A 24,606-nucleotide genomic window follows, 5' to 3' on the forward strand; every position below is an offset into this window, starting at 1 on the left:
TGTCAGGCAACGGGGCTCGCCTCCAGCTGCCCGGTCCCGGCCGGGGCGGGGGCCTCGGCCTTCCGGGCGGTCGTGATCTCCAGGCGCCGGTAGAGGTAGTACGCGGCGCACGCGCCCTCGCTGGAGACCATCGTGGCTCCGAGCGGGGTGCGCGGGGTGCAGGTGGCGCCGAAGGCCTCGCACTCGTGCGGCTTGATCAGGCCCTGGAGGACCTCGCCGCTGCGGCACTCGGCGGGCTCCCGGGTGCTGATGTCCGTGACCGAGAAGCGGTGTTCGGCGTCGAAGTCCCGGTAGCGGGCGGACAGCCGCCAGCCGCTGCGGGGGATCACGCCGATCCCGCGCCAGGCGCGGTCGGTCACCTCGAAGACGTCCTCCAGCATGGCGAGGGCCGCCGGGTTCCCCTCCGGGCGCACGGCCCGGGCGTACGCGTTGTCGACGGTGTGCTCGCCGCGTTCCAGCTGCCGTACCGCCCTGCGCACGCCTTCGAGGATGTCCAGCGGTTCGAAGCCGGTCACCACGATCGGGACGCGGTGGCGGGCGGCCAGGTCCGGGTACTCCCCCGTTCCCATCACGCTGCACACGTGCCCGGCGGCGAGGAAGCCCTGGACCCGGCAGCTCGGCGAGGTCATGATCGCCTCGATGGCGGGGGGCACCCGCACGTGGGAGACGAGCAGGCTGAAGTTCGGGATGCCGAGCTTCTTCGCCTGGTACACCGTCATGGCGTTGGGGGGTGCGGTGGTCTCGAACCCGATGCCGAAGAAGACCACCTGGCGGCCGGGGTTCTGCTGCGCGATCCGCAGCGCGTCGAGCGGGGAGTAGACGACCCGTACGTCCCCGCCCTCGCTGCGGACCTGGAAGAGGTCGCGGCCGGTGCCGGGAACGCGGAGCATGTCGCCGAAGGAGCAGAAGACGACGTCGGGCCGGGAGGCGATCTCCAGGGCCTTGTCGATGACCTCCAGCGGGGTCACGCAGACCGGGCAGCCCGGCCCGTGGATCAACTCGACCTGCTCCGGCAGGAGCTGGTCGATCCCGTGTCTGATGATGGTGTGGGTCTGGCCGCCGCAGACCTCCATCAGCGCCCAGGGCCGCGTCACCGTCGCGTGGATGTCGTCGAGCAGCCTGCGGGCCAGCTCGGGGTCCTGGAACTCGTCGATGTACTTCACTGCTGCCGTGCCTCCTGTGGTGCGTCCCCGGCCGGGAGTCCGTCGGCGAAGGGCCAGTCCTGGGCGCCCGCCTCTGCCGCCGCCCGCTCCCAGGGGTCGCCGAACTCCTCCTGGAGCATGCCGAGCTGGGCGAAGAGGTCGAGGGTCTGGCGGGCCGAATCCTCGTCCAGGCGCTGCAGGGCGAAGCCGACGTGGACGATGGCGTACTCGCCGACCTGCAGGTCGGGCAGGTACTCCAGGCACACCTCCTTGACCACTCCGCCGAAGTCGACGGTCGCCATGCGGGTGCCGTCCTTCTCCCCGATGTCAAGCACTCTGCCGGGTACCGCCAGACACATGGCCCTCTCCTCGCTGTGGGTGGTGCGGTGCGCAGGCCGCCACCATGAGCTGGCCGAGGGCCAGCCCCCCGTCGTTCGGGGGGATGCGGTGGTGGCGCAGAACGGTGAAGCCGCGCTCGCGCAGGACGCTCGCGCACGCGGACGAAAGCAGGGTGTTGGCGAAGACGCCGCCGGTGAGGGCGACGGTGTCGAGGCCGTGACGCTCGCGGGCCAGGGCGGCCCACGTACCCACCAGCGCCGCGACCGCGTGGTGGAAGCGGGCCGCGATGACGGGAGCCGGTGTGCCGGCGCGCAGGTCGGCCACCACCGCGGCGAGGACGGGGGCCGGGTCCGCCGCCACCGGGCCGCGGTCGGGGAAGCCGCCGGGGCGCAGGGCGAAGGCGTAGCCCTGCCCGCCCGGCGCGGCGGGGGTGGCCGACAGTGCGGCGGACTCCAGCTCGACCGCGGCCTGGGCCTCGTACCCGGCGAGGTGGCACACCCCGGCCAGGGAGGAGACCGCGTCGAACAGCCGCCCCATGCTGGAGGTGGGCGCGCAGTGCAGATTCCGCTCCAGCTGGCGGCGCAGCACGCCCCGTTCCAGGGGCGGGCAGGCCGCCACGCAGGGCAGGTCCGGTGACCAGTCGATGCCCGCCGCCCACAGGTGCGCCAGGGCCATCCGGTAGGGCCGCCGTACGGAGGCGTCCCCGCCGGGCAGCGGCACGTACCCGAGGTGGCCGAACCGGTGGTACCCGGCGTAGTCCGCGACGAGGACCTCCCCGCCCCACACCGCGCCGTCGTCTCCGTACCCGGTACCGTCGAAGGCGATGCCGATCACCCGGGCCGTGCCGTCGAGGCCGTGCTCGGCCATTGCGGAGGCCACGTGCGCGTGGTGGTGCTGTACGCGGACCAGCGGCCGGGCCCCGGCGGTGCGCTGGGCCCAGCCGGTGGAGCGGTAGCCCGGGTGCCGGTCGGCCGCGAGGAGTGCGGGGGTGACGCCGGTGATGGACTCCATCTGCTGCTCGGCGCGTTCGAAGGCGTGCTGGGTGGCCAGGTCGTCCATGTCGCCGATGTGGGCGGACAGCCATGCCCGGCGGCCCTCGCCGAGGCAGAAGGTGTTCTTGAGGTCTGCGCCGGCGGCGAGGGAGGGCGGGACGGGCAGCGGCAGGGCCAGGGGCAGCGGGGCGTGGCCGCGGGAGCGGCGTACGGTCAGCGGTTCCCCGTCGCACACGCGGACGACCGAGTCGTCGCAGGGCACGTGGATGGGGCGGTCGTGCGTGAGCCAGGCGTCGGCGAGGTGGTTGAGCCGTTCCAGCGCCTCGGCGTCGTCGGTGACGATCGGCTCGCCCGAGAGGTTGCCGCTGGTCATCACGAGCAGGCGCGGGCCGGGCGGGTCCCCCGGGAGCCCGAACAGCAGGTGGTGGACGGGGGTGTAAGGGAGCATCACGCCGAGGTCGGGGCAGCGCGGGGCGACCGCGTCGGCCACCGTGCGGTCGGCCGCGGGGCGGCGGCGCAGCAGCACGATGGGCCGCACCGGGCCGGTGAGCAGGGCGCGTTCGGCGGGGCCGAGCTCGGCGAGGGCCTCGACGTCGGCGAGGGCGGCGGCCATCACGGCGAACGGCTTGTCCCCGCGCGCCTTGCGGCGGCGCAGCTCGGCCACGGCGCCGGCCTGGGCTGCGTCGCAGGCGAGGTGGTAGCCGCCGAGGCCCTTGACGGCGAGGACCGCGCCCTCGGCGAGGAGCCGCCGGGCCGCGGCCACCGGGTCGGCGTCCGCCGTCTCGCGCGGGGGCGTGCCGGTGAGGAGCCGCAGCCGGGGTCCGCAGGCCGGGCAGGCCACGGGCTGGGCGTGGAAGCGCCGGTCGGCCGGGTCGGCGTACTCGCGGGCGCAGTCGGGGCACATCGGGAAGCCGGCCATGGTGGTGTGCGCCCGGTCGTACGGCAGGCCGGTGACGATGGTGAAGCGGGGGCCGCAGTGCGTGCAGGTGATGAACGGGTGCCGGTGGCGCCGGTCGGCCGGGTCCGCGAGCTCGGCCAGGCAGTCGGCGCAGGTGGCCACGTCCGGGGAGACGAGGGTGCGGCCGGGGCCGCCGGAGCGGGAGGCGACGATGGTGAAGCCCGCACCGCCGGCGAGCGGGACCTCGCAGTGGTCGACGGCGTCGACGACGGCCAGGGGCGGGGCGTCGGCCGCGAGCCGCTCGCAGAAGGCCGTCACGGCGGCGGCAGCGCCCTCGACCTCGGCGACGACGCCCTCCGGGGTGTTGGTGACGTGCCCGGCAAGGCCGAGTCCGGTCGCGCGGGTGTAGACGTACGGCCGGAAGCCCACGCCCTGGACCACGCCCCGCACCACGACCCGTCGGCGCTGCACGGCCTCCATCAGCGGGTGGGTGCCGCGGCCGGGTGCGCGGGGAGCGGGCCGGCGGGGTCTGCGGGGCCGTGGTCGTGGCCGCCGTGGTCGTGGTCGTGGCCGCCGTGGTCGTGGTCGTGGCCGCCGTGGTCGTGGTCGTGGCCGCCGTGGGCGTGGTCGTGGCCGCCGTGGTCGTGGTCGTGGCCGCCGTGGTCGTGGTCGTGGCCGCCGTGGTCGTGGTCGTGGCCGCCGTGGGCGTGGCTGTCGTGGACCTGTGGGGCGGTGGTCCGCTGCCGGGACATGACCGGGGTGTGCACGGCTGCGCCCTCGGCGGCGGCCAGCGCCCGGTCCACGAGCACCCCGGCTCCCCGGCCCGTGCGCGCGGAGGTCAGGACCACTTCCACCCCGGGGTTGACCTGCTGGACGTGCGCGCGGAAGGCGGCCTCGTCGAACTCCACGGCCTGCGCGATGTCGGTCTTGGTGACCACCACCAGCTGGGCCAGGCCGAACGCCGTGGGGTACTTCAGGGGCTTGTCCTCCCCCTCCGTCACGGAGGCCAGCACCACGCGCAGTGACTCGCCGAGGTCGTAGGAGGCCGGGCAGACGAGGTTCCCGACGTTCTCCACGAAGAGCAGCCGGATGTCCTGCGGCAGCCAGCCGTTCAGGTGCCGGCCCAGCATCCCGGCCTCCAGATGGCAGAGACCGTCGGTCAGCACCTGCTTGACGGGGACGCCCGAGCGCGCCAGCCGCACCGCGTCGTTCTCGGTGGCGAGGTCGGCGGTCAGGGCGGCGACGGCGACGCCCCGCTCCCTCGCCAGCCCGAGTTCACGCTCCAGCAGGGCCGTCTTCCCGCTGCCGGGACTGGAGAGCAGATTCACCACCGTGGTGCCGCGGGACGCCAGTTCGGTGCGCAGGCCCTGCGCGAGCGAGTCGTTCTTGGCGAGGACCGCCTGCTTCAGGTCGACCACACGGCACATGGTTCAGCGCTCCTCGGGGATGGGTTCGCGGGTGCGGGCGGCAGGGGCGGGAGCCGCGGCCGGGGACGGGCCGTCGGCTCCGGCCGGGTCCTCCTGCCAGCACACGTCGAGGATCTGCAGTTCGCGTCCGCCGATCAGTTCGACGCCGGTCGCCCGGCCGCACCGGGGACAGATCAGTCGCGGTGGCATGCCGACCGCCCAGTCCTGCGTACAGGACCCGCAGCGGGCGCGTGCGGCCACGCGTTCCGTGACGAGCTGGGCTCCTTCGAGCAGCGTGCCGGCGCAGGCGAGTTCGAAGCAGAAGGCGAGGGCGTCGGGGACGACCCCGGCCAGCTCCCCGACCTGGAGCCGGACCGAGGTGACCGCGTTCGCGCCGCCTGCCTCGGCCGCTTCCTGCACCTGGCTCACCACGGCCGTCGCGATCGACATCTCGTGCATGGGTCTCCGTCCTGCCGGGCCTCATTAGACCGGGCGGCGACGGGCGGGGCGCCGGGGCACGCCGACGCGCCGCCGCCCCGTACGCCGTTCGGGCGCCGGGGCGGTTCAGCGGTTCCGGGGGTCCGGGCGGCGGGCCGCGGTCACATCCGGCGGATGCGCAGGTACCGCTTGAGGTCGGGCAGTGTCATCGCCAGGACGGCGGCGAAGGCGACGGCCGCGGCCGTGGCGCCGATGAGGGACTTGTTCACGGGGTCCTCCTCAGGTGGCTGTGGCGTTGTGTTCCTCGTCGAGCGGCTCCGCGTCCTGGTGCCGGACCAGGTCGTGGACCATCCGTACGGCCTCCGGCACGGCGGCGGCCACCGGGGCGCTGAGGCCGATCCCCTCGTCCAGGCAGGCGGGTTCGCAGCCGACGACCCAGATGCGCCGGGGCGGGGTGCCGCCGGCGCCCTCGCACAGGGTGGCGAGCAGGGCCAGGACGGCGTCGGGCGACATGTGGTGCCCGTCGAGCACGGCGCTCTGCGGGGCGACGGTTCCGGGTTCGGGCGCCTCGATCAGATAGAGGGTGCCCGGGGCTCCGCCGCGGGCGGTGGCGTCGATCAGGACGAGCGTGTCGTACCCGTCGAGGAGCTGGTAGGCGAGGTGGACGCCGCGGACGCCGATGTCCGCCAGCTCCACGTGCGCGGGCAGCGGCCGGCCGGGCTCGCCGAGCTGCCGGACGGTCTCGACGCCGAATCCGTCGTCGCCGAGGAAGACGTTGCCGATGCCTGCGACCAGGGTCGAGCCTCTCACGCGTCCTCCAGCGGGGTGACCTCGTCGGGCTGGAAGTACAGGAAGCGGCCCTGCTCCCGGCGGATGTCGGCGCCCGGATCCCCTTCGACGGTGACCGCGAGGTGCACGCCGCCGTCGACGTCGTGGAGGACGGCCTCGACCCGGGCGCTGCGGCCCTGGAGGAACAGGTCCTGGGCGTCGGTGCGGCGCAGGCCCGGCCGCAGCAGGACCCGGCTGCCCGGGCCGACCGGGGTGCCGTCGACGAGGATCCGGTCCCGCAAGGGGTCGGCGGTGTCGTCGTGGGCCGGGTCCCACCAGGGGGTGTCCTGCCGGAACACGGCGTCGGGCTGCGGGGGTTCGCCGTCCGGGTCGGTCCGCCGCGCCGGGTCGGTGATCTCGCGCAGTGCCCGCACCGCGCCGTGCAGGCGTTCCAGCACCTCGGGAGGCATGGAGTCGGCGAGGTCGATCACGGCGGCGGCACGCGGGTCGGTGCCGCGGGCCTCGCGCTTCTCCTGGTCGGTGAGGGCCGCCGTGCGCAGCGCGAGGATCTCGTCGATCTCGGTGGCGTCGTACATGGCCCCGGCGCTCTCGGGGGCGATCGCGGGGTGGTCCTCCAGGATGATGGGGGAGGACAGGACCACGTCGGCGCGGCCGTTCTCCCCGGCGAGGACGGGCCAGGTGTGCTCGTTGGCGCAGGCGGCGACCACGCCCTTGGCCCATTCGGGCGGATCGGTCATCGACAGGAAGGACCCGGCGTCCAGGCAGAGCAGGAGGTGGGCGGCGACGAGCGAGCGGGGGATCGCCTCCTCCCGGTCGGCGCCGTCCGCCGCCCCGGCCTCGGGATCCCAGTCCCCGGTGTTCTCCACCACGGCCGTGAGCTTCAACGCCCGGTAGGGCAGGGCCAGTTCCTCGGCACGCAGCCGCACCACGCCGTCGATCCGCTCGGTGCGCCGCACCAGCCGGCCGACGCTGCGCCCGGCCGCGTCGAGGACGGGCTCGGTCTCCTCGCGGGCCGGCCGGGCGAAGGGCAGGCAGACCTCGCCCGCCTCCAGTTCGGCGACGCGCACGCTCATCTCGACCCGCTCCTCGGTCCCCTCGTCCCAGGGGACGAGGACCCGGTCGGGCAGGTGGAGTTCGGCGACGGCCGCGAAGGTGCCGTCTCCGCGGGCCTCTTCGACGGTGCGCCGCTGGGCGTGCAGGAAGCGCGCCTCGACGTGGACGGTGGCGTCTCCCCGCGGCTCCATCACCAGTTCGGTCCGCTGGAAGCAGTGCTCGCCGTGGGCGTTGCCCCAGGCGGGCGGCACCAGTACGCCGAACTGCCAGCGCAGCCGGTTCTTCGCGGCCGAGGCACGGTACGGGTACAGCACGTACCCCTCGAACAGGACGGCGTCGGCCACCTGTCGGGCGGCGGCGAAGCGGGAGGCGGGCAGGGTCGTGGTGGTCACGGCGTCGTCCTTCCGGTGGCGGTGGCCCGCGGCAGTACGGCGCCGGCCCAGGAGGGGTCCGGGGAGGGGGCCGGGTGCGGCGGCGCGGCGGGCTGCGCCGCGTCGAGCAGGGCCCGTACGGTCGCCTCCCAGGAGGGCAGCGCGTGCCGGGAGCGGTAGGCGAGGAGGTCCGCCATGGTGTCGCGGGGCAGCCGCAGCCAGCCGCAGCCGGGGAAGTGCTGCTCGACCATCTCGCGCCACACCGCCACGGGCATCCGGTACGCGGCTTCGCGGTCCCAGGGCACGGGCTCGACGTGGAAGCCCCCGGCTCCGGTGAAGGCGGTGCCGGAGAACAGCATCAGCAGCGGTGCCTCGCCCTCGTCCAGGGCGCCGAGGTAGCGGCCGGCGGCGATGTCCATGTCGTAGGTGCACGGTACGACGACGTCCGTCTCGGTCTCGCCGGTGAAACTCGGCACCATCACGGCGACCTGGGCGAACTGGACGGGCCGCAGGGTGGTTCCCCAGCGGGAGCGGTCCCCGAACAGGTCCCGGAGCGCCTCGGCCTCGTCGGGTCCGTAGCCGCGCCGCGCCGGTTCGATCCGCAGCTGGCAGCGCAGCGCGAGGGCGTGGACGCGGGTGCCCCCGGAGGCGGTGATGCGCAGCCGGAAGACGAGGGTGGGGCCCGCGGCGTACGGGTCGGCGCGTACGCCGGTGCAGGTGAAGGTGAAGTCCGTCATCGGTTCAGCTCCCCTCCCCCGCGGTCCCCGCCGGTACGGCCGCCGGCCTGGCGCGCCGCTCGACGTGCTCGAAGAAGGAGTCCAGCGCGGCGCGGGCCTCCGCTCCCCCGTCGAAGCCCTGCCACAGCAGCCGCATCCGCCCGACCAGCTCGTAGCAGACGTCGATGGGCACCAGGTAGCACGCGGTGCGGCCCTCGGAGCGGCGCAGCAGCAGCGCTTCCACGTCGGGTTCGAGGAGCGCGGCCAGCCGGCCGGCTCCGAGTACGGTCTGCCAGGTCTGCGGGTCGAGCTCGCTCTCGGTGGCCCCGGCGGGGCTCGGGTAGAGCGCGACGAGTCGGTCGAGTGCGGCATTGCGGAAGAAGAACGCGACGCCGACGGGGATCTGGAGGAGGTCCCATGCCGTGTCGTCGAGCCGGTGGGCGGGATCGGCGAGGTAGCGGTCCGGAACGGTGCGGAACCGTCCCGCCCCGGCGCCCGGCCGGTCGAACAGCAGGGCGCAGGGCGTACAGGCGCAGACCAGCGCCCGCTTCTCGGTCTCCACCAGGTGGCGGTGGCCGTCCTCCGGTACCACCACCCCGCACAGTTCGCAGGTCTCCGGGCGGGGCGTGCGGGGGCCGGTGAAGCGCCGCAGCCCGCGGCGCGGGCCGTCCGGGCGCACGGCCGCGGCGGCCGGTGCGTGGGAGGCGCTCACGGCACGCGCGCCGGGCTCTGCGGGCGGGTGCCGATCTGGAGCAGCGGCGCCGGCGGCCGGCCCTCCTCCAGTTCGACGGCGCCCACCTCGGGGGCGAAGCAGGCGAGGGCGTCCTCGACGGCCTGCCGCGCCGCACCGGCGTCGCCGCTGCCGCAGCCGCAGCCGCCGCCCGGGGCGGCCCGCAGCCGCAGGGTGCCGGAGTCCGCGTCGAAGCCGAGGAGTTCCAGGGGGTCCCGTACGGACTTCAGGGCGCGGCCGATCCGGGTCTGCACGTCCTCGGGGTTCAGGTCGTGCAGCGCGAGGAGCCCCGCGACCAGGTCGTCGTCGAGCATCGCGGTGAGGGCGCCCCGGCCGCCCGGGCCCTCGCCGAGCCGTTCCACGATGCGGGCGAGGCCCGCGCCGTAGAAGTCCATGAGGACGCGGACCAGTTCCTCGGCGGCCGCGCACGCCTCCCGGTCGCCGGTGGCGGCCAGCCGGTCGAGGACCTCGTCGACCCGCCGGCCCGCCTGCCGTGCGTCGGTGACCGCCGCGCTCATCCGCCCAGTCCGCTCAGGCCGGTGGGCACGTGCATCTGCTTGACCGTCTTGCCGCCGCCCACGTACATGTGGACGCCGCAGGGCAGACAGGGGTCGAAGCTGCGCACGGTGCGCATGATGTCGATGCCCTTGAAGTTCTCCGGGGTGTTCTCCTCGAAGATCGGGGTGTTCTGCACGGCGTCCTCGTACGGTCCGGGGGTGCCGTACGTGTCGCGGGTGCTCGCGTTCCACGGGGTCGGCGGGTAGGGGTGGTAGTTGGCGATCTTGCCGTCGCGGATGACCATGTGGTGCGAGAGGACGCCGCGCACGGCCTCGGTGAAGCCGACGCCGATGGACTCGTCCGGCACCTCGAACTTCTCCCAGGTCTGGGTGCGGCCGGCGCGTACCTCTTCGAGGCCCTGCTCGGCGCAGTGCAGCGCGATGGCCGCCGCGTACGCCTGGAAGTACGTGCGGGCGCGGTTGCGCTCCAGCGCGTTGCTCCACTGCGGGATCTTCCACTCGAAGGTGGTCTCCGGCTTGGTCATCGTGCGGGGCAGGTTGATGAGGACGCTGTGCCCGGTGGCCTTGACGTAGCCGACGTCGACGAGCCCGGACAGCGCGGTGGACCAGAGGCGGGCGATGGGTCCGCCGCCCGTGTCGAGCGCGAGGTGCTCGGTGCCGTCGAACCAGCGGGGCGACATCACCCAGCTGTACTTGTCGTCGAAGTTGCGCTTCTGCGGGACGGGGATGGTGTGCTGGTTCCAGGGGTGGCGGGGGTCGACCGGGTTGCCGAGCGGGTCGTTGCGGACGAACTGCTCCTGGCCGGCCCAGTCGTCGTAGTAGGAGCTGCCCAGCAGGATGCGGATCCCCAGGTTGATCTTGGTCAGGTCGTTGGTGACGAGCTTGCCGTCGACGATGATGCCGGGGGTGACGAACATCCGCCGTCCCCAGTCGCTCATGTTGGCGTACGTGAAATCGCAGTACTCGGGGTCGTTGAGCGCGCCCCAGCAGCCCAGCAGGACGCGGCGGCGGCCGACCTCCTCGTATCCGGGCAGTGCCTCGTAGAAGAAGTCGAAGAGGTCGTCGTGCAGCGGGACCACGCGCTTCATGAACTCGACGTACTTCATGAGCCGGCTGAGGTAGTCCGTGAAGAGCTGCACGGAGGCGATGGTGCCCACGCCGCCCGGGTAGAGCGTGGAGGGGTGCACGTGGCGGCCCTCCATCAGGCAGAACATCTCGCGCGTGTAGCGGCTGACCTGGAGGGCCTCGCGGTAGAACTCGCCCTCGATGGGGTTGAGGGAGCGCATGATGTCGGCGATGGTGCGGTAGCCGTGGTCGCCGGCGTGCGGGGCCTCGGTCCGCTCGGCGAGCTCCAGGACCCCCGGGTTGGTCTCGCGGACCATCTTCTCGCAGTAGTCGACCCCGACCAGGTTCTCCTGGAAGATGTTGTGGTCGAACATGTACTCCGCCGACTCGCCCAGGTTGATGATCCACTCGGCGAGGTGGGGCGGCTTGACGCCGTAGGCCATGTTCTGCGTGTAGACGGAACAGGTGGCGTGGTTGTCACCGCAGATGCCGCAGATGCGGCTGGTGATGAAGTGCGCGTCGCGCGGGTCCTTGCCGCGCATGAAGACGCTGTAGCCGCGGAAGACCGACGAGGTGCTGTAGCACTCGGCGACCCGTTTCTGCTTGAAGTCGATCTTCGTGTGGATGCCGAGACTGCCCACGATCCTCGTGATCGGGTCCCAGGCCATCTCCACCAGGCCGCTGCCGTCACCGGCCGCCTTCGTCTTCGGTGCCATCTTGTCTGCCGTGACCCTTCTTGGAGCGCGAGCTGGACGTTCTTGAAAAGCGGGACGGCGGCCCGGGGGTGTGCCGGGCCGGATCACGTCACCAGGGCGGGCGGTAGCCGGTGGTCAGCCGTTCGCCGGTGTGGCGCCACTTGGGCTCCTGGTCCACGGTGTGCGCGGTGATCGAGCGGAGCTTGCGGACGACCTTCCCGTAGACACCGCTGGCGGCGCTGGAGACCGTGGCGCCGGGAGGCTCGTCCATGAACGGCATGAACTTGTCGGGGAAGCCGGGCATGGTGCAGGCGATGCAGATGCCGCCCACGTTCGGGCAGCCGCCGATGCCGTTCATCCAGCCGCGCTTGGGGACGTTGCACTTGACGACGGGTCCCCAGCAGCCGACCTTGACCAGGCACTTGGGCGAGTCGTACGTCTCGGCGAACTGGCCCTGCTCGTAGTAGCCGGCCCGGTCGCAGCCCTCGTGGACGGTGGCGCCGAACAGCCAGGTCGGGCGCAGTTTGTCGTCGAGGGGGATCATGGGGGCGGAGCCGGCCGCCTGGTAGAGCAGGTAGGTCAGGGTCTCCGAGAAGTTGTCCGGCTGGATGGGGCAGCCCGGTACGCACACGATCGGAATGCCGGCGTGCGACTTCCAGTCCCAGCCCAGGTAGTCGGGCACGCCCATGGCGCCGGTCGGGTTGCCCTCCATCGCGTGGATGCCGCCGTACGTGGCGCAGGTGCCGATCGCGACGACGGCGAGGGCCTTGGGCGCCAGGCGGTCGATCCACTCGCTGGTGGTGATGGGCTGGCCGGTCTCCGGGTTGTCGCCGAAGCCGCACCAGTAGCCCTCGGGCTTGATGTTCTCGTTGGGGATCGAGCCTTCGATGACGAGCACGAAGGGGTCGATCTCGCCGCGTTCCCCCTTGAAGAACCATTCGATGAAGGTGTCGGCGCCGCCGACCGGCCCGCACTCGAAGTCGATGAGCGGCCAGTGCACGGCGATTTTGGGCAGGCCGGGGAGCACGCCCATGACGATTTCCTCGATGCTGGGCTGCATCGCCGCCGTCAGGGACACGGAGTCGCCGTCGCAGCTCAGTCCGGCATTGATCCAGAGGATGTGGATCGGGGGGTCCTCTACCGTGCTCGGCATGGGTGCACCCATGAGGATCGCTCCTTCGGGGGGAGGGACGCGGGGAGGATGAACGGGGAGGTGCGGGGTGGCGGACGGGGTTCCGCGCGGTGGCCCCACCCTTCTTGCTAGCAGTCGGCCGGGCCCGGCGCCCTGTCTTGTACGGCCGGTCCAGTGACCTGGGCGCGGCGGAAGGGGAGCGGTACGGTGCGCCGGCCAGGCACGGTCCGCGCCAGGTGCGGCGGGGTGCACTCGGGCGGTTCCTTGCGGACGAAGGCGCGGCGCAGCGCGTGGTAGGGGGCCGCGGGGTCGAAGAAGGTCTCCCGCATCCGGGCGAGCTCGGCCTCCCGGTAGGCGGCCAGCGGCTTGACGGACTCGTCCACGTCCCGCTGGGTCTTCTTGCCGGCGATGCGGTATCGCGTGGCGGAGGCGTTCGCCAGCCGGGCGGCGAGGCGGGCGGTCTCCCCGGCGAAGTCCTGCGGGGCGCAGGTGATCGTACGGTCGGCCAGCCCGAGCCGTCGGGCGGCGGCGGCGCAGACCGGCATGGCCTCGGACATCAGGCGGTGGGCGAAGGCGGTCCCGGTGCGGCGGGGCAGGGTGTACGTCCAGTACTCCGAGCCGTACAGCCCCATCAGCCGGTAGTGCGGGTTGAGCACCGCTCCGGACCGGCACCAGACCTCGTCCGCGGCGAGCGCGAGCATGGCCCCGCCTGCGGCGGCGTTGCCGCCGAGCGCGGCGACGACCAGCCGGTCGGTGGTGGTCAGCACGGCCTCGACGAGGTCGTCCATGGCGTTGATGTTGGCCCAGGACTCCGCGGCGGGGTCGGCGGCGGCCTCGATGACGCCGAGGTGGATGCCGTTGGAGAAGAAGTCGCGGCCGCCGCCGAGGACCAGTACGGAGGTCGGGCGGGAGCAGGCCTCGCGGTAGGCGGTGAGCAGGCGGCGGCAGTGCGTGGTGCTCATCGCGCCGCCGGGGAAGGAGAACGACAGGAAGCCGACGCCGCCCTGTTCCCGGTAGCCGATGTCCGACCAGGTGCGCCCGGCCGGGCCGGCGCCGGTGTCGGCGTCCAGCGGGGCGGGCAGCTCCGGCAGCGGCGGCAGGGACCGCAGCCGCTCGCCGAGGGCGAGGACGGCCGGGAGTTTCACGGCGGCCGCTTCGCCGGGGGCGCGGCGGGCCCGCAGCTCGGGGATCCACACGGCCCCGTCGACCGTGGCCCGGCAGACGGCGCCCGCCCGGGTGGCCAGGAGCTCCCCGGGGCGCCCGCGCAGCGAGTCCTCGGGATGCCCGCCGTGCAGGTACCACTCGGCACCGAGCAGCTCGTCCAGCACCCCGGGGCGGGAGTCGGCGGCGCGCAGGGTGCGCACGACGCGTTCGGTGGGGTCCTGGTTCCAGTCGATCCGGCGCAGCTCCTGGCGCAGGTAGGGCCGGGCGGGGCCGGGGACCTGGGGCTGGGGGACGTGGGTGCCGGAGGCGAAGCGTTCCACGGCTGCCAGTACGGCGGTGAGGGCCGCGTCGGCGATCTCGCCGCGGTAGGCGTCGCTCTTGCCGACCGGGGGCAGAGGGCATTCGGCGTAGGCCCAGACATCGCCCGCGTCCATCTCGGCGTCCGCCTGGAGGACGGTGACGCCCCACCGGGTGGCGTTCTCGCTGATGGCCCAGTCGAGTGAGGACGGGCCCCGGTCACCGACGGGTCCGGGGTGGACGATCAGGCAGGTGTGGGTGGACCAGACCTCCCGGGGGATGGCCGTGGTGAGTATCGGGGCGAGGACGAGATCGGGCTGGTGGCGCTCGACGGCCTCCGTGAAGGAGAACCCGGGCAGGGCGAGTTCCACGGCCACGCTGTGGCCGTGCTCCCTCAGCTCAGCGTGGACACGCTGGGTGAGGCTGTTGAACGCGCTGGCGGCGAGCAGGATGTGCACGTGGTCTCCCATGCGTCCGGGCTCTCGTCCTTCGGCGGCCGGAGCGGGCCGGGCCGGTGGCGATCGTCGGCCACGGCCGGCCGCCGGACGGCGAGGCCTACGGGGGTGTCACCCGGACGTGGCGTCTTCGGCGGCCACCTGGTGGACGGGGCAGGGGCCGTACGGGCGGCCCGGCGCGGCCAACGTCGCCGGCCTCTCGCGCACTCCGGCCCGGCAGTGGCGACGGCGCCGCGGCCGGGGAGACCGGCCTTCGTCCTGCTCCACGGATCCGGCGGCAACTCCTGCGCCTGGCCGCCCTGGTGTCCGGGCCGGCGCCTCAGGTCCGTGCGGGAGCCGATGCCGGCTGCGGAGGCGTCCCCCGGCGCCTGTTCCGGATCCCGGCCGTCGCCACCCCGCCGGAGGTGGGGGTCGGCCGGGTCGACTGGCGTTCGTCATCGCGGAGGCCGACGAGACGACCCCGCGGAATCGTTTCCCCGTACGGTCCCTGGCGGCCCCGCACATCGGGCCGCGGGACCCGGCGGTGCCGGCCGACGAGCTGGAGCGGGTGGCGCGCCCCGGCTCCCGGGCCATCCGCGCTCACCCGCCCGCCGGGGTCCCGCCGACCGGCCGGAGCCGCAGGTGGCGCGGGGGCGAGGCCAGATGGGCCGAGAGGTCAGGGAGGGGCGGTGGGGCCTCGCCGCGGGTGAACCAGAGCAGGACGTCCTCTCCGGTGCGCACGGGCAGCGCGGGGAAATCGTTCTCCGCGTGCTCGGTGCGGTGGACCGCCGTGGGCGGAGCCCCGGCTGCCACCAGGGCAGGCCGGAGGCGGTGCTCGAAGTGCCCGGCGAAGGAGGCCGGGTCCCGCGGGTGGCAGAGCGTGACCGTCACCGGCCCGGCTCCCGCCGGGGCGGTGAAGCCGGGGCCCCTCAGCAGGAGCACGTCGTCCGAGTCGAGCATGGTGGCGTTGGCCCGGTCTCGGTGCTCCTGCCAGACGGGCCCGGAGTAGAAGGCGTGCAGAGCGCGGGCCCGCCGCTCCATGTCGGGGAAGCCCCGCAGCCAGACGAAGCGGTCCGGGTCGTCCATGTCCCGGAACCGGCCGCCCAGCGTGATGCCCACCGCCTCCTGCCCGGTCACGAACTCCCGCTCGAAGAGCTCGACGAGCGTGTCCCGGGCGCCGGGACGGAGGGTGTACTGCCGCAGTTCGACGATCATGTGCGGCAGGCTAGCCCTCCTCCCCTGACACCTCCTGTCAGCGGACCGGCCTCAGCAGCCGGGCGCACCCGTGCCCCCGCGCTGCGGCAGGCTCAGGTTGGGTGCCGAGTTGGGCCAGGTCAGGGTGACCGTGCTCGTCGTTCCGTCCGGGTTGAGCTGGACGATCGGGGCGGGCTTGCCGACCGGGTTGCCGTCGGCGCCGAAGGAGAGCCAGCCGCTGGCACCGGGGAGCATCTGCGCGCAGTAGAACTGGTGCAGGATGCCCGTCTCCAGGCCCGGGTTCTTCAGACCGGCCTCGTCGTGCCGGGCGGCGCTGATCGCGGCGACGGCGGCGTCGTGCGTGAGCATCGCCTGCCCGCTCGCCAGATCGGCCGGGTCGAAGGACAGGGGTGCCACGTTCCCCTGGCCGACCAGGGGCAGCTTGGTGCACGGGTCGGGCCGCCCGGTGAACGCCGACCAGAACTGGTCGTAGTTGCGCTTGGCGTCGGATCCGGGGCATTCGGTGCCCCATTCGTCGGGGCTGGCCAGTGCGGTGTACGCGACCGTGACGCGACCGGAGGCCACCCCGGCCAGCACCTCCGCGTCACGGATGGCCTCCGAGGCGTCGTCCCCGACCAGGATGCGCAGTTGCGGGATGCCGCACGGGGCGCCCTGCACCCAGTTCTGGATGAACGCCCCGAGGTCGCGGCCGCGTCCGGCGAAGTAGACCACGGAGGGCGCCGCCTGGCAGAGGTTGGCGTGCATCAGGTTGAACTGCTGGATCAGGTAGTCCTGCCGGCCCGCGCCGCTGGGCAGGCTGCGCGGCGAGGTGTACGGCAGCACGGTCACGGTCCGGCCCGGGGCCTGGAAGCGGGTCTTGGCCTCCGCCGCCAGCGTGGCCGTGTAGTCGTCCCCGGCGACGCTGTCGGCCACCACGGCGACCGAGGAGACGGCGGGACGCAGCCCGGTCACGTACTGGTTGGCCGCGATCACGGAGTCCGAGTTGGTGGGTGAGACCCGGAACATGTCGGGGATCGGGCGCTTGCCGGCCGGATCGGCGGGGTCCAGGTTCATCGAGTTGCCCGTGACCGTGGACCCGATCACGGGGATGTGCAGTTCGGCGGAGATCGCGGCGGCGGCCTGCCGGGTCTGCTCGGTGCTCTGGCCGAGGCCGAAGACCGCCGAGACGTGCTCGGAGGCCGCGTGCTTCTTCACCCGGTTCACCGCCTCCCGCCAGGAGCCGTACTGGCTGCCCATGTTGGCGAGGTACAGCTTGACCCCGGGGGTGCTGCCGTACGCCGCCGTGTTGTTGGCGCGCCACACGGCGGTGACGGCTCCCTCGATGTTGGGGTAGAGCGAGTCGTAGGTCAGGGAGTCCACGTCGGCGACCGGCGAGAAGTTGAGCATCATCACCACGCTCGTGGAGGGCCCCCGCACCGCCTCGTTGGACTTGCGCACCGCCTCCTCCAGGGCGCGCATGCGGGCGGGCTCGCCCTTCGTGAAGGCGGTGCTGTCGAGGTTCACCCCGACGCACGCGGACGGGGAGCCGGCGGCCGTCATCCCGGCCCCGCAGGACAGGGCGGGCGGGAACAGCACCGGGTAGGCCCGTATCCCTCCCAGCACGGCACCGGTCAGGACGGCGAGGACGGCGATCATCGACAGCACCGGATGGCGGCGCAGCCGGCCGAACCGGGGGTTGCGGACACCTGCGGACATGAACACTCCTAGTGGTACAGCGGTACGCCCGGCACGCCGGCGGCGCGGCCCGGCACGGTCACCGACGAGGTCAGGCGAAGAGCGCGCCCGCCTGCTGGAGGGCGCTGACGTCCAGCAGCCGGGAGTTGTGGGAGAGGCGTTCGAAGCCCTCCTCGATCTGTGCGTCCCAGCGCCGGCTGTGCTCGGTGAGCGGATCGTTGTAGAGCCACAGCAGGGCCAGGAGCTTGGCCGTGGCCACCGAGACCACGTCCCGGCCGCTCTCCTCGATCCCGGTCAGCAGCAGGGCGTACGCCTCCTGCGCGGAGTGCTCCTGGACCAGGCGGCACGGCGCCGACGCCAGGTAGTCGAGGAGGCGGACCCAGGCGCGGTGGTCCCGGTCGAAGCGGGCCGCCAGCGCTTCGGCCACGGTGGCGAACCGGCCGAGGGCCAGGTCGTAGAAGAGCTGCTGCTCCTCCCTGGCCACGGCCGGGCCGCCGAGGGTGCCGGCGAGCGAGCCGAGGGCCCGCGCCTGGCCGCTGAACACCTGGTCCCAGGGCTCGGGGGCGGGCGGCGCGTCGGGCGCGCCGTCGGGACCGGGAGCGGGCGCGCCGGCCGGGGCGGCCGAGGAGAGCGCGGTGAGCAGGCAGCGGCTCAGCCAGGGGTGCAGGACGGGCGGCCCGTCGGCCTCGCCCCAGCCGACCTCCCGGATCCGCGAGGGCCGGTGGAAGAAGGTGCTGACCCACAGGTTGCGGCGCAACAGCTCCAAACTGCGGGGCAGGTCCGCCAATTCCACCGGGACCCGCGGATCGTCGGCGGTGCGCACGTCCGCCAGGTACGCCGCCGCGAGGACGACCGGCGGCGGGGTGCCCCGGCCCGTGCCGGGGGCGGCCAGACCCTCGGGGAGGCAGGTCTCCAGGGCGTGCGACCACAGCGGTCTGCCGTCCGGGCCGAAGGCGGCGGACAGGGGTCTTTCGCGTACGGCGGCGTCCGCGTCCGGCGGGGTGCTCTCCCGCTGGTCCTGGAGGGCGATGGCGGCGCCCCAGTGGCCGCCGGTGAGGGCGTGGGTCACCGACGCCGGCAGGGCCGGGACCAGCGCCGCGGCGTCGTCGGTGACGTACGCGACGTGCTCCTCGGACATCGGGTCGAGCCACACCGGGTACCAGTAGTGGGCCGCCGCGGCCGGATCGGGCCCGCCGGCCCGCTCCTCCTCCCGGGTCCAGCGCATCCGGGTGGCGCGCGAGAAGAGGGGGACGCGGCGCTGCGCGGTGTCCGCGAGCGGGGTGGTGCGCCACGGCTCGCACCAGCGGGTGGTCCACTCCGGCTGCCACTGGTCGCACGCGGCCACCACGACGAGCGGATCGGCGGCGGCGCCCGGCTCGTTCTGGCCGTTGCGGATGCGCGCGGCGACCAGGGCGGAGAGGAAGCGCCGCCCGGCAGGTGTCTGGGCGCCGTCCACGAGGAGGACCCAGGCGTGGTCGTGGCGGCCGCGGTCGCCGCGCCCCGCCGGCACCTCGCACGAGCAGGAGGAGCGCAGCGCGGGATGGCGTTCCGCCTGGTCCTTGGCGTCGGCGAGGAAGGCCGCCAGCAGCGGCCCGACGGCCGCCGACCGGGAGGCGGAGCTCAGCCGGATCAGGGCGTCCACGGATCCGGCGGCCTCCGCCTCCGGTATGCCGACGTGCCAGCGCAGCGCATCGCGCAGACCCCACCGGGCGGTGCTCTGCAGCAGCGAGCCGATCACCGGGCGGGCGCCGTCGCGTACGGCCGCGACCACCTCCCGGGCCTGCCCCGACACCAGCGGGCTGAGCGCGCCGGTCGCCACGACGTCCATCGTGGCGTCCACGGCCTCCTCCAGCCGGCTGGCGAGCCTGCCGCGGCGCGTGCCGCGCGTGTACTCCTGGATGAGTCCCCTGATCTGGTCCGTGGCGCGGGCGCGGTCCGGCTCCAGGTTCTCGTTCAGGGCGAGCAGCCCGAGCGCGAAACGGTGGAAGACTGGACTCCGGCGCAGGGTGTCCCAGCCGCGCATCATCTGGAAGGCCACGAGGGCGGCCGCGGACACCGGGTCCAGCGGGGTCTCGTGGAAATCGAGATGGGCGTGCACCACCGTGGCCCCGCACCCCTGGGACAGGGAGCGCAGCATGCTCGTCTTGCCCGACTGCCGCGGACCGAGCAGCGCCACCACGGGCTGGAGCTGGTCCGGATACCGCCAGATCATGTGCCGAAGAAAAGCGTCGGTCCCCTGCGCCCGACTGGTCTCCCCCGTTGCGCTCACCATTCCCCGCCCCCCAACCCGGCTGCGACGCACGCGCCGACGACACGGAAGGTAACACCGGGAGGACCGGGAGCGACGGGGATCCCAGGATCTTCTGCCCTTCACTTCCGACGCCGCGTCAGATGCACCGGCGCGGCCTGCCGGGGAGGTGGGTGCGCACCCGCCTCGGAGCCTGCTCGCCGATCTTGAGCGGCTATTCTGCATCCGCCCCGGCGCGCAGCCGGACGGCCCGCAACGGACGAGATGGAGCCCCCGATGGACGTGCAGCACTTCGAGCGGATCACCGCCTTCATCGAGGCGCGGCTCACCCCGCTGTTCGACGAGGGCACCGGCAGCGAGCGCGGCTTCGCGATGGACGACACCTCCCGTGCGCTGCGCGCCCTGCGCAACGCGGTGCTGGAGGCCTCGGCGGTCAAGGGGCTCATCGCCCAGCGGGCCACCGCGGAGCCTTCGCTGCGCCGGGTCGTCGACCAGTCGGTGGAGCACCACTGGGACGTGCTGAGGGGCATCGCCCGGCAGTGGGAGGACCACGAGGACTTCGTACGCGAGTTCAAGCGGCACGCGTGGGAGCTCGACGAGGCGCTGAGCACCCCGGCCGCGTCCGAGGGCTGACCGGCGCGGGCTCCCGGGGCGACACTGGGGGTGGTGCCGGCTGCCGGGGGCGGAGGTGACGTCGATGAACGGGTCGATCCGCATCGGACGTGTGGTCGGGGTGCCGCTGCGGATGCACTGGAGCGTGCCGCTGCTGGTGGTCTTCTTCGCGTACGGTCTCGGCCGCCGGACCCTGCCGGTCTGGACCCCGGGCCAGTCGGACACGGTCTACACCCTCGCCAGCGCCGTGGGCGCCGTCCTGCTCATGGGGAGCCTGCTGCTGCACGAGGCCGCCCACGCCGCGACCGCCCTCAGGAAGAAGATCTCCGTCCAGGACGTGACCCTGTGGGCCCTGGGCGGCATGACCCGGATGGGCCGGCCGCAGAACGCCTCGGCGGCCTTCGCGGTGGCGGTCAGCGGGCCCCTCACCAGCCTGGTGACCGGCGGGGCCGCGCTCGGAGCCGGGATCGCGCTGCACGCCCTGTCCGGCTGGGCGGTGCCCGCCGCGGTGCTGGTGTGGCTCGGCTGGACGAACCTCTTCCTCGGCGTCTTCAACCTGCTGCCCGCCGCCCCGCTCGACGGGGGCCGGGTGCTGCAGGCGCTGCTGTGGTGGCGGACGGGCGACCGCGAGCGGGCGGACCGGGCGGCCTCCCGCAGCGGGCAGGTCGTGGGCGTCCTGCTGGCCGGCTTCGGCTGGGTCACCTTCCTGCGCGGGACCTCGGGCGGGCTGTGGCTCGTGTTCGTCGGCCTCTTCATCGCGGTCGTCGCCGGTGCGGAACGGCAGAACGCCGTCCTGCGCACCGCGCTGGAGGGGGTGCGGGTCGCCGACGCGATGACCGCTCCCGTGGTCTCGGGCGCCGACTGGCTGAGCGTGCGGCGCTTCATCGACGAGGTGGCCGTGGAGTCGCGGCACTCCCTGGTGCCGCTGCTCGACTTCGAGGGGCGGCCCAGCGGGATCGTGCAGCTGCGCAGGTTGGCGGCCGTCCCGGAGGACCAGCGCGGAACGCTGCGGGTCCGGGACGTGGCGACCCCGCTGGCGCGGTGCGCCGTGGCGGAACCACAGGAGCTGCTCGCCGAGGCCCTGGACCGGCTGCGCCCGGGGGCCGGGCTGCCCTTCCTGGTGGTGGACGGGGGCCTGCTGGTGGGGATCGTCACCGGGAAGGACATCTCCCGGATGATGCGGCGGCACACCCTCGGCGGCGGCCGCAGCCCCGGCTGAGCCAGCGGCCTGGCCCCGGTGGCGGGACAATGGGGGTGGGCTGTGGGACGCCTGCCGGTTCCCTGCGGAGAGGCGGGTCTGTGCGATGCCGTACGTGGCCGTGAGCGCCTTGAGCCATCCCGGGCTCCTGCGCGAGCAGAACGAGGACAGCCTCGTGATCGGGCCGTGGACGCTGTGCGCCACGGTGACCCAGAATCCGCAGACGTTCGTCTTCCCGCTCGGTGTGCCGCTCGTGGTCGCGGTCGCCGACGGTATCGGCGGACAGCCGGCCGGGGAGGTGGCCAGCGCCCTGGTCGTACGCCAACTGGCGGCGCTGGGGCCGTCCTTGGACAGTGAGGGGGCCGTCCAGGAGGCGCTGACCGTCTGCAACCACGCGGTGTTCGCCGCGGCGGGCAGCGATCCGGAGCTGGCGACCATGGGGACCACCGTCGCGGGCACCGTCGTACTCCCCGAGTCGCTGATCGCCTTCAACGTGGGCGACAGCAGGGTGCTCGACGCCAGCCGGGAGGGGCTCCGCCGGGTCAGCGTGGACGACAATCCGCCCCTGGAGCCCGGACAGCGCACCACCTCGCTGCTGACGCAGGCGCTCGGCGGGGCCCGGCAGCCCGCCGGGATCACCCCGCACGTCGTGACGCGGCCGCTCGCGGCGGGAGACCGCTACGTGGTGTGCACGGACGGGCTGACCGACACGGTGCCGGACGAGGAGCTGGACGAGCTGCTGCGGGTGCACGACGACGGGAAGGCCGCCTTCGAGCTGTGGAGGGCCGCCATCGAGGCCGGCGGGCCGGACAACATCACCCTCGCCCTCGTACGGATCAGCGCGGAGTGACGCAGCGGGCGCCGTGACCGGCCCGCCCGTGCGCCGCCTCGCGGCCGGCAGCCGGGCGTACCGCCCGGGCAGGGGCGCCCCGCCCGCCCGGCTAGGGACGGCGGCGCGGTTTGCCGGCCTTGCCGCTCCTGCCGCCCTGGCCGCCCTTGGCGCCGCCCTTGCCGGCCTTGGGACCGCCCTTGGCGCCCTGTCCGCCCTTCGCTCCCCCGGCACCGCCGCGCGGGTTCTTGCCGGCCGGCTTGCCCGCGGGCTCCGTGCGCTTGCGCTGCTTCGGCTGCGGCGGGGTCTGCCCGCGGCCGCGGGTGCTGTTGACGGTCCGGCCGCGGACGATCCCGATGAACTCCTCCACCAGGTCGGTGGTTTCGTCCTCGCGCCAGGACAGCGCGACCCGGGATGCGGGGGCGTCGGTGACCGGCCGGTACGTGAGGTCCCTGCGGTGGTGCAGGCGGGCGAGGGACTGGGGGACGACGAGGACGCCCACTCCGGCCGCCACCAGCTCGATGGCGTCCGCCGTGGTCGCGGGGCGCTCGATCGCGGGCAGCCCGGGCAGCTGTTCCCACGCGAGGGTGTCGTCGAGGGGGTGCAGCACGATCTCCTCGGCCAGGTCCTCCGTGGTGATCTCCTCGACCGCAGCGACGAGGTGGTCCTTCGGGACCACGACGACCGTCGTCTCGGTGTAGAGGGGGATGGCACTCAGGCCCGTACGGTCCATCGGCAGCCGGACGAGGCCCGCGTCGGCGCCGTTGTCCCGCAGGACGCCGGGTGCCTCTCCGGCGGAGACCTGGAGGAGGGCCAGCGGGGTGTCCGGCAGGCGCTCGTTCCATACCCGCACCCACTTTCCGGGCGTCACGCCCGGGACGTACGCGAGCCGGAACGAAGGAGCCGGAGGGGTGGGAGGAGATGCGGGGGATGCTTCCGAGCCTGTCACCCGGCCAGGTTACCGGCCGTGGTCAGGAGTAGCGCACATGCTCGATACCCTTGACCCATGACGTCGCACAAGACCACCCAGACCATGAAGCCCGCCACCGCGGCGAAGAAGCTGGGTGTGTACCTAGAGGCCACCCCCGCAGAGTTCCGGGAGGGTGCCGTCTCCCGCACCGAGCTGAACGCGCTGCAGGCCGACCCGCCCGCGTGGCTCCAGGAACTGCGACGCAACGGCCCGCACCCGCGTCCGGTGGTCGCCGCCAAGCTCGGCGTCTCCATCGCCGGCCTCGCCCGGGGCGGTGTCACCGAGGCGCTCACCACGGAGCAGATCGAGGCGCTCAAGCAGGAGAACCCGGAGTGGCTGCAGAAGGAGCGCGCCACGCAGGCCGAGGTCCGCAAGGAAGCCGTGCGCATCAAGGAGAAGCAGGCCGAGCGCGCGGAGCGGCAGAGCCGGTAGGACCGGCGCACGGCCGGTGGCACCGGACGGCGCAGAGGCGACAGGACGGGGCGACACGCCGATAAACCGGCAAAGCCGGAGAAGAAGGCGAAGATCGTCGGAATAGGAGCTCTTCCGGACGGGCAGAGCTGCGGCGTGATCTCGCAATTCCTCGCCCTGTTCACGCGCCGCGCGGTCCGCGGCGCACTCGTCTTCTCAGCCGACTTCGACTCCACGGCCCGCTGGGTCGCCGGCCGCTCCTGGGCGTATCCCGACGGCGGCCCGGTCAATCCGGGCGACAACAAACTCGATCACCTCGTCGACGACCCCTCGTACAGCCGCACCGGCACGTTCCGGGCGACCCGGCGGCCGGACGGCAACTGGGACGCCGGGCTGCTGACCACGGAAGGCAGCGAAGAGGGCTTCATGCTCCGCGCCGAGGACGTCCTGGAAGCCCGGGTCCGGCTCCCCGAGGGCATGGGGGCCTGGCCCGCGATCTGGACCTGGCGGGACGGCGGCCAGGAGGTCGACGTCTTCGAGTACCACCCGGACAACCCGGACCTGCTCGAACTCTCCAACCACGTGCGGGGCGGTTCGCACTACTTCCGGGACGCCTCCGCCGTACAGCCGGGCGCCTGGGTCGACCTCAAGGTCAAGTTCGGTGCGAACTCGGTGGTCTGGTGGGTGAACGGCACCCGCGTCTTCGCGGACCGCAGGGGGGTCGGCCGGCGCTGGCGGGCGTACCTCATCGTCAACCTGTCCGTGTGCGCGGGCCGCTACCACCCGGCCCCCGACCCGGACGTCTCCGAGCTCTCGTACCAGGTGTCGGAGCTGAGCGTGTACCGCTGAGACGGCGTCAATCCCCTCGCCCTGACGCCGTCGTGTACGCGTACGAGATCGGTGTGGAGACGCAGTTCGTCGGCCCCGCGCGGACGGTGGCCGGCCCTCTGCAGCGTCTGCAGCGTCTGCAGGAGGCCACCGGGGCCGACGAACTGCTGGTCACCACCCTCACCCACGCCTCATGCCGACCGGGTCACCGGAGCGTACGCACCCGCTGGTCCCGCAGCTCGTAGCGGGCGGCGACGACGGCCAGCCGGCCCGCGGCCATCCGGTCGGCCAGGTCGGGTTCGGCCGCGAGCAGGGCCCGGGTGCGGCGGGCGTGGGGGGGGGGGGGGGGGGGGGCCCGCGCCGCGCCCCCCCCCCCGGGGGGGGGGGGGGGGCGGAGCCCAAGGGCGCGGGGGGGGGTGTGGGGGGGGCGCCGGGCGCGGGG

General features: G+C 73.8%; 22 protein-coding genes. 5 read left to right on the plus strand and 17 right to left on the minus strand.

The window, feature by feature from the left end; all coding sequences use genetic code 11:
• Positions 1 to 2: 2 nt before the first annotated feature.
• The 16 genes from hypD to ABZ128_RS25330 all read right to left on the minus strand — a co-directional run bounded on the left by hypD (position 3) and on the right by ABZ128_RS25330 (position 19,280).
• Positions 3 to 1,163, minus strand: a complete 1,161-nt coding sequence (hypD, locus tag ABZ128_RS25255) for a hydrogenase formation protein HypD (RefSeq protein ID WP_356851088.1) — start codon at positions 1,161 to 1,163, stop codon at positions 3 to 5.
• Positions 1,160 to 1,501, minus strand: a complete 342-nt coding sequence (locus ABZ128_RS25260; protein WP_356851089.1) for a HypC/HybG/HupF family hydrogenase formation chaperone — start codon at positions 1,499 to 1,501, stop codon at positions 1,160 to 1,162. Before ABZ128_RS25260 ends, hypD begins: the two co-directional genes overlap by 4 nt.
• Positions 1,470 to 3,851, minus strand: a complete 2,382-nt coding sequence (gene hypF, locus ABZ128_RS25265; protein WP_356851090.1) for a carbamoyltransferase HypF — start codon at positions 3,849 to 3,851, stop codon at positions 1,470 to 1,472. The genes ABZ128_RS25260 and hypF overlap by 32 nt, the downstream gene beginning before the upstream one ends.
• Positions 3,851 to 4,798: a hydrogenase nickel incorporation protein HypB gene (hypB, locus tag ABZ128_RS25270; RefSeq protein ID WP_356851091.1), complete on the minus strand. Its 948-nt coding sequence runs from the start codon at positions 4,796 to 4,798 to the stop codon at positions 3,851 to 3,853. The genes hypF and hypB overlap by 1 nt, the downstream gene beginning before the upstream one ends.
• A gap of 3 nt (positions 4,799 to 4,801) precedes the next feature.
• On the minus strand, positions 4,802 to 5,236 hold the full coding sequence (locus tag ABZ128_RS25275) for a hydrogenase maturation nickel metallochaperone HypA (protein ID WP_356851092.1): 435 nt from the start codon (positions 5,234 to 5,236) through the stop codon (positions 4,802 to 4,804).
• Positions 5,237 to 5,494: 258 nt separating this feature from the next.
• Positions 5,495 to 6,025 (minus strand): hydrogenase maturation protease, encoded by a 531-nt coding sequence (locus ABZ128_RS25280; RefSeq protein ID WP_356851093.1) that lies wholly within the window; start codon positions 6,023 to 6,025, stop codon positions 5,495 to 5,497.
• Positions 6,022 to 7,449 (minus strand): hypothetical protein, encoded by a 1,428-nt coding sequence (locus tag ABZ128_RS25285; RefSeq protein WP_356851094.1) that lies wholly within the window; start codon positions 7,447 to 7,449, stop codon positions 6,022 to 6,024. Before ABZ128_RS25285 ends, ABZ128_RS25280 begins: the two co-directional genes overlap by 4 nt.
• Positions 7,446 to 8,165 carry a DUF6084 family protein gene (locus ABZ128_RS25290; protein ID WP_356851095.1) on the minus strand — a complete coding sequence of 240 codons (720 nt, stop codon included), beginning with the start codon at positions 8,163 to 8,165 and terminating at the stop codon, positions 7,446 to 7,448. Before ABZ128_RS25290 ends, ABZ128_RS25285 begins: the two co-directional genes overlap by 4 nt.
• 4 nt (positions 8,166 to 8,169) lie before the next feature.
• The gene (locus ABZ128_RS25295) at positions 8,170 to 8,796 is read right to left on the minus strand and encodes a DUF5947 family protein (protein ID WP_356851111.1); all 627 of its coding nucleotides are present in this window, start codon (positions 8,794 to 8,796) and stop codon (positions 8,170 to 8,172) included.
• Positions 8,797 to 8,852: 56 nt separating this feature from the next.
• Positions 8,853 to 9,392, minus strand: a complete 540-nt coding sequence (locus ABZ128_RS25300; protein ID WP_356851096.1) for a hypothetical protein — start codon at positions 9,390 to 9,392, stop codon at positions 8,853 to 8,855.
• Positions 9,389 to 11,173: a nickel-dependent hydrogenase large subunit gene (locus tag ABZ128_RS25305; RefSeq protein ID WP_356851097.1), complete on the minus strand. Its 1,785-nt coding sequence runs from the start codon at positions 11,171 to 11,173 to the stop codon at positions 9,389 to 9,391. The genes ABZ128_RS25300 and ABZ128_RS25305 overlap by 4 nt, the downstream gene beginning before the upstream one ends.
• 88 nt (positions 11,174 to 11,261) lie before the next feature.
• Positions 11,262 to 12,317: a hydrogenase expression protein HypE gene (locus tag ABZ128_RS25310; protein ID WP_356851098.1), complete on the minus strand. Its 1,056-nt coding sequence runs from the start codon at positions 12,315 to 12,317 to the stop codon at positions 11,262 to 11,264.
• Positions 12,318 to 12,412: 95 nt separating this feature from the next.
• Positions 12,413 to 14,203 (minus strand): enoyl-CoA hydratase-related protein, encoded by a 1,791-nt coding sequence (locus ABZ128_RS25315; protein WP_356851112.1) that lies wholly within the window; start codon positions 14,201 to 14,203, stop codon positions 12,413 to 12,415.
• 576 nt (positions 14,204 to 14,779) lie between these two features.
• Complete coding sequence (locus ABZ128_RS25320) at positions 14,780 to 15,394, minus strand: NIPSNAP family protein (RefSeq protein ID WP_356851099.1); 615 nt, start codon at positions 15,392 to 15,394, stop codon at positions 14,780 to 14,782.
• A 51-nt stretch (positions 15,395 to 15,445) separates the two neighbouring features.
• The gene (locus ABZ128_RS25325) at positions 15,446 to 17,089 is read right to left on the minus strand and encodes a hypothetical protein (protein WP_356851100.1); all 1,644 of its coding nucleotides are present in this window, start codon (positions 17,087 to 17,089) and stop codon (positions 15,446 to 15,448) included.
• A 70-nt stretch (positions 17,090 to 17,159) separates the two neighbouring features.
• A complete protein-coding gene (locus ABZ128_RS25330) occupies positions 17,160 to 19,280 on the minus strand; it encodes a hypothetical protein (protein WP_356851101.1) in 2,121 nt (706 codons plus the stop codon).
• 312 nt (positions 19,281 to 19,592) lie between these two features.
• Between ABZ128_RS25330 and ABZ128_RS25335 the strand changes: the two genes are divergently transcribed.
• From ABZ128_RS25335 to ABZ128_RS25345, 3 genes are all read left to right on the plus strand, one after another.
• Positions 19,593 to 19,949: a hypothetical protein gene (locus ABZ128_RS25335; RefSeq protein ID WP_356851102.1), complete on the plus strand. Its 357-nt coding sequence runs from the start codon at positions 19,593 to 19,595 to the stop codon at positions 19,947 to 19,949.
• A gap of 64 nt (positions 19,950 to 20,013) precedes the next feature.
• On the plus strand, positions 20,014 to 21,147 hold the full coding sequence (locus tag ABZ128_RS25340) for a site-2 protease family protein (protein ID WP_356851103.1): 1,134 nt from the start codon (positions 20,014 to 20,016) through the stop codon (positions 21,145 to 21,147).
• An 85-nt stretch (positions 21,148 to 21,232) separates the two neighbouring features.
• Positions 21,233 to 21,976 carry a protein phosphatase 2C domain-containing protein gene (locus ABZ128_RS25345; RefSeq protein ID WP_356851104.1) on the plus strand — a complete coding sequence of 248 codons (744 nt, stop codon included), beginning with the start codon at positions 21,233 to 21,235 and terminating at the stop codon, positions 21,974 to 21,976.
• Between the two features lie 91 nt (positions 21,977 to 22,067).
• On the opposite strand, the gene ABZ128_RS25350 is transcribed toward ABZ128_RS25345, so the two are convergent.
• A complete protein-coding gene (locus tag ABZ128_RS25350) occupies positions 22,068 to 22,904 on the minus strand; it encodes a LysR substrate-binding domain-containing protein (RefSeq protein ID WP_356851105.1) in 837 nt (278 codons plus the stop codon).
• A gap of 57 nt (positions 22,905 to 22,961) precedes the next feature.
• Here ABZ128_RS25350 and ABZ128_RS25355 point away from each other — a divergent pair, with 57 nt between their 5' ends.
• Both ABZ128_RS25355 and ABZ128_RS25360 read left to right on the plus strand, forming a co-directional pair.
• Positions 22,962 to 23,357 (plus strand): DUF5997 family protein, encoded by a 396-nt coding sequence (locus ABZ128_RS25355; RefSeq protein ID WP_356851106.1) that lies wholly within the window; start codon positions 22,962 to 22,964, stop codon positions 23,355 to 23,357.
• 135 nt (positions 23,358 to 23,492) lie between these two features.
• Positions 23,493 to 24,185, plus strand: a complete 693-nt coding sequence (locus tag ABZ128_RS25360) for a beta-glucanase (protein ID WP_356851107.1) — start codon at positions 23,493 to 23,495, stop codon at positions 24,183 to 24,185.
• Positions 24,186 to 24,606: the final 421 nt, after the last annotated feature.

The organism is Streptomyces sp. NPDC006326 (assembly GCF_040612915.1).
GTDB lineage: Bacteria > Actinomycetota > Actinomycetes > Streptomycetales > Streptomycetaceae > Streptomyces.

Bases quoted from the DNA above. Each gene is read 5' to 3' on its own strand.
- hypF (WP_356851090.1), bottom strand. From the start codon at position 3,851: ATGGAGGCCGTGCAGCGCCGACGGGTCGTGGTGCGGGGCGTGGTCCAG.
- ABZ128_RS25325 (WP_356851100.1), bottom strand. From the start codon at position 17,089: ATGTCCGCAGGTGTCCGCAACCCCCGGTTCGGCCGGCTGCGCCGCCAT.
- ABZ128_RS25330 (WP_356851101.1), bottom strand. From the start codon at position 19,280: ATGATCTGGCGGTATCCGGACCAGCTCCAGCCCGTGGTGGCGCTGCTC.
- ABZ128_RS25340 (WP_356851103.1), top strand. From the start codon at position 20,014: ATGAACGGGTCGATCCGCATCGGACGTGTGGTCGGGGTGCCGCTGCGG.
- ABZ128_RS25345 (WP_356851104.1), top strand. From the start codon at position 21,233: ATGCCGTACGTGGCCGTGAGCGCCTTGAGCCATCCCGGGCTCCTGCGC.
- ABZ128_RS25335 (WP_356851102.1), top strand. From the start codon at position 19,593: ATGGACGTGCAGCACTTCGAGCGGATCACCGCCTTCATCGAGGCGCGG.
- ABZ128_RS25305 (WP_356851097.1), bottom strand. From the start codon at position 11,173: ATGGCACCGAAGACGAAGGCGGCCGGTGACGGCAGCGGCCTGGTGGAG.
- ABZ128_RS25320 (WP_356851099.1), bottom strand. From the start codon at position 15,394: ATGATCGTCGAACTGCGGCAGTACACCCTCCGTCCCGGCGCCCGGGAC.
- ABZ128_RS25355 (WP_356851106.1), top strand. From the start codon at position 22,962: ATGACGTCGCACAAGACCACCCAGACCATGAAGCCCGCCACCGCGGCG.
- ABZ128_RS25300 (WP_356851096.1), bottom strand. From the start codon at position 9,392: ATGAGCGCGGCGGTCACCGACGCACGGCAGGCGGGCCGGCGGGTCGAC.
- hypB (WP_356851091.1), bottom strand. From the start codon at position 4,798: ATGTGCCGTGTGGTCGACCTGAAGCAGGCGGTCCTCGCCAAGAACGAC.
- ABZ128_RS25290 (WP_356851095.1), bottom strand. From the start codon at position 8,165: ATGACGGACTTCACCTTCACCTGCACCGGCGTACGCGCCGACCCGTAC.
- ABZ128_RS25275 (WP_356851092.1), bottom strand. From the start codon at position 5,236: ATGCACGAGATGTCGATCGCGACGGCCGTGGTGAGCCAGGTGCAGGAA.
- ABZ128_RS25260 (WP_356851089.1), bottom strand. From the start codon at position 1,501: ATGTGTCTGGCGGTACCCGGCAGAGTGCTTGACATCGGGGAGAAGGAC.
- ABZ128_RS25310 (WP_356851098.1), bottom strand. From the start codon at position 12,317: ATGGGTGCACCCATGCCGAGCACGGTAGAGGACCCCCCGATCCACATC.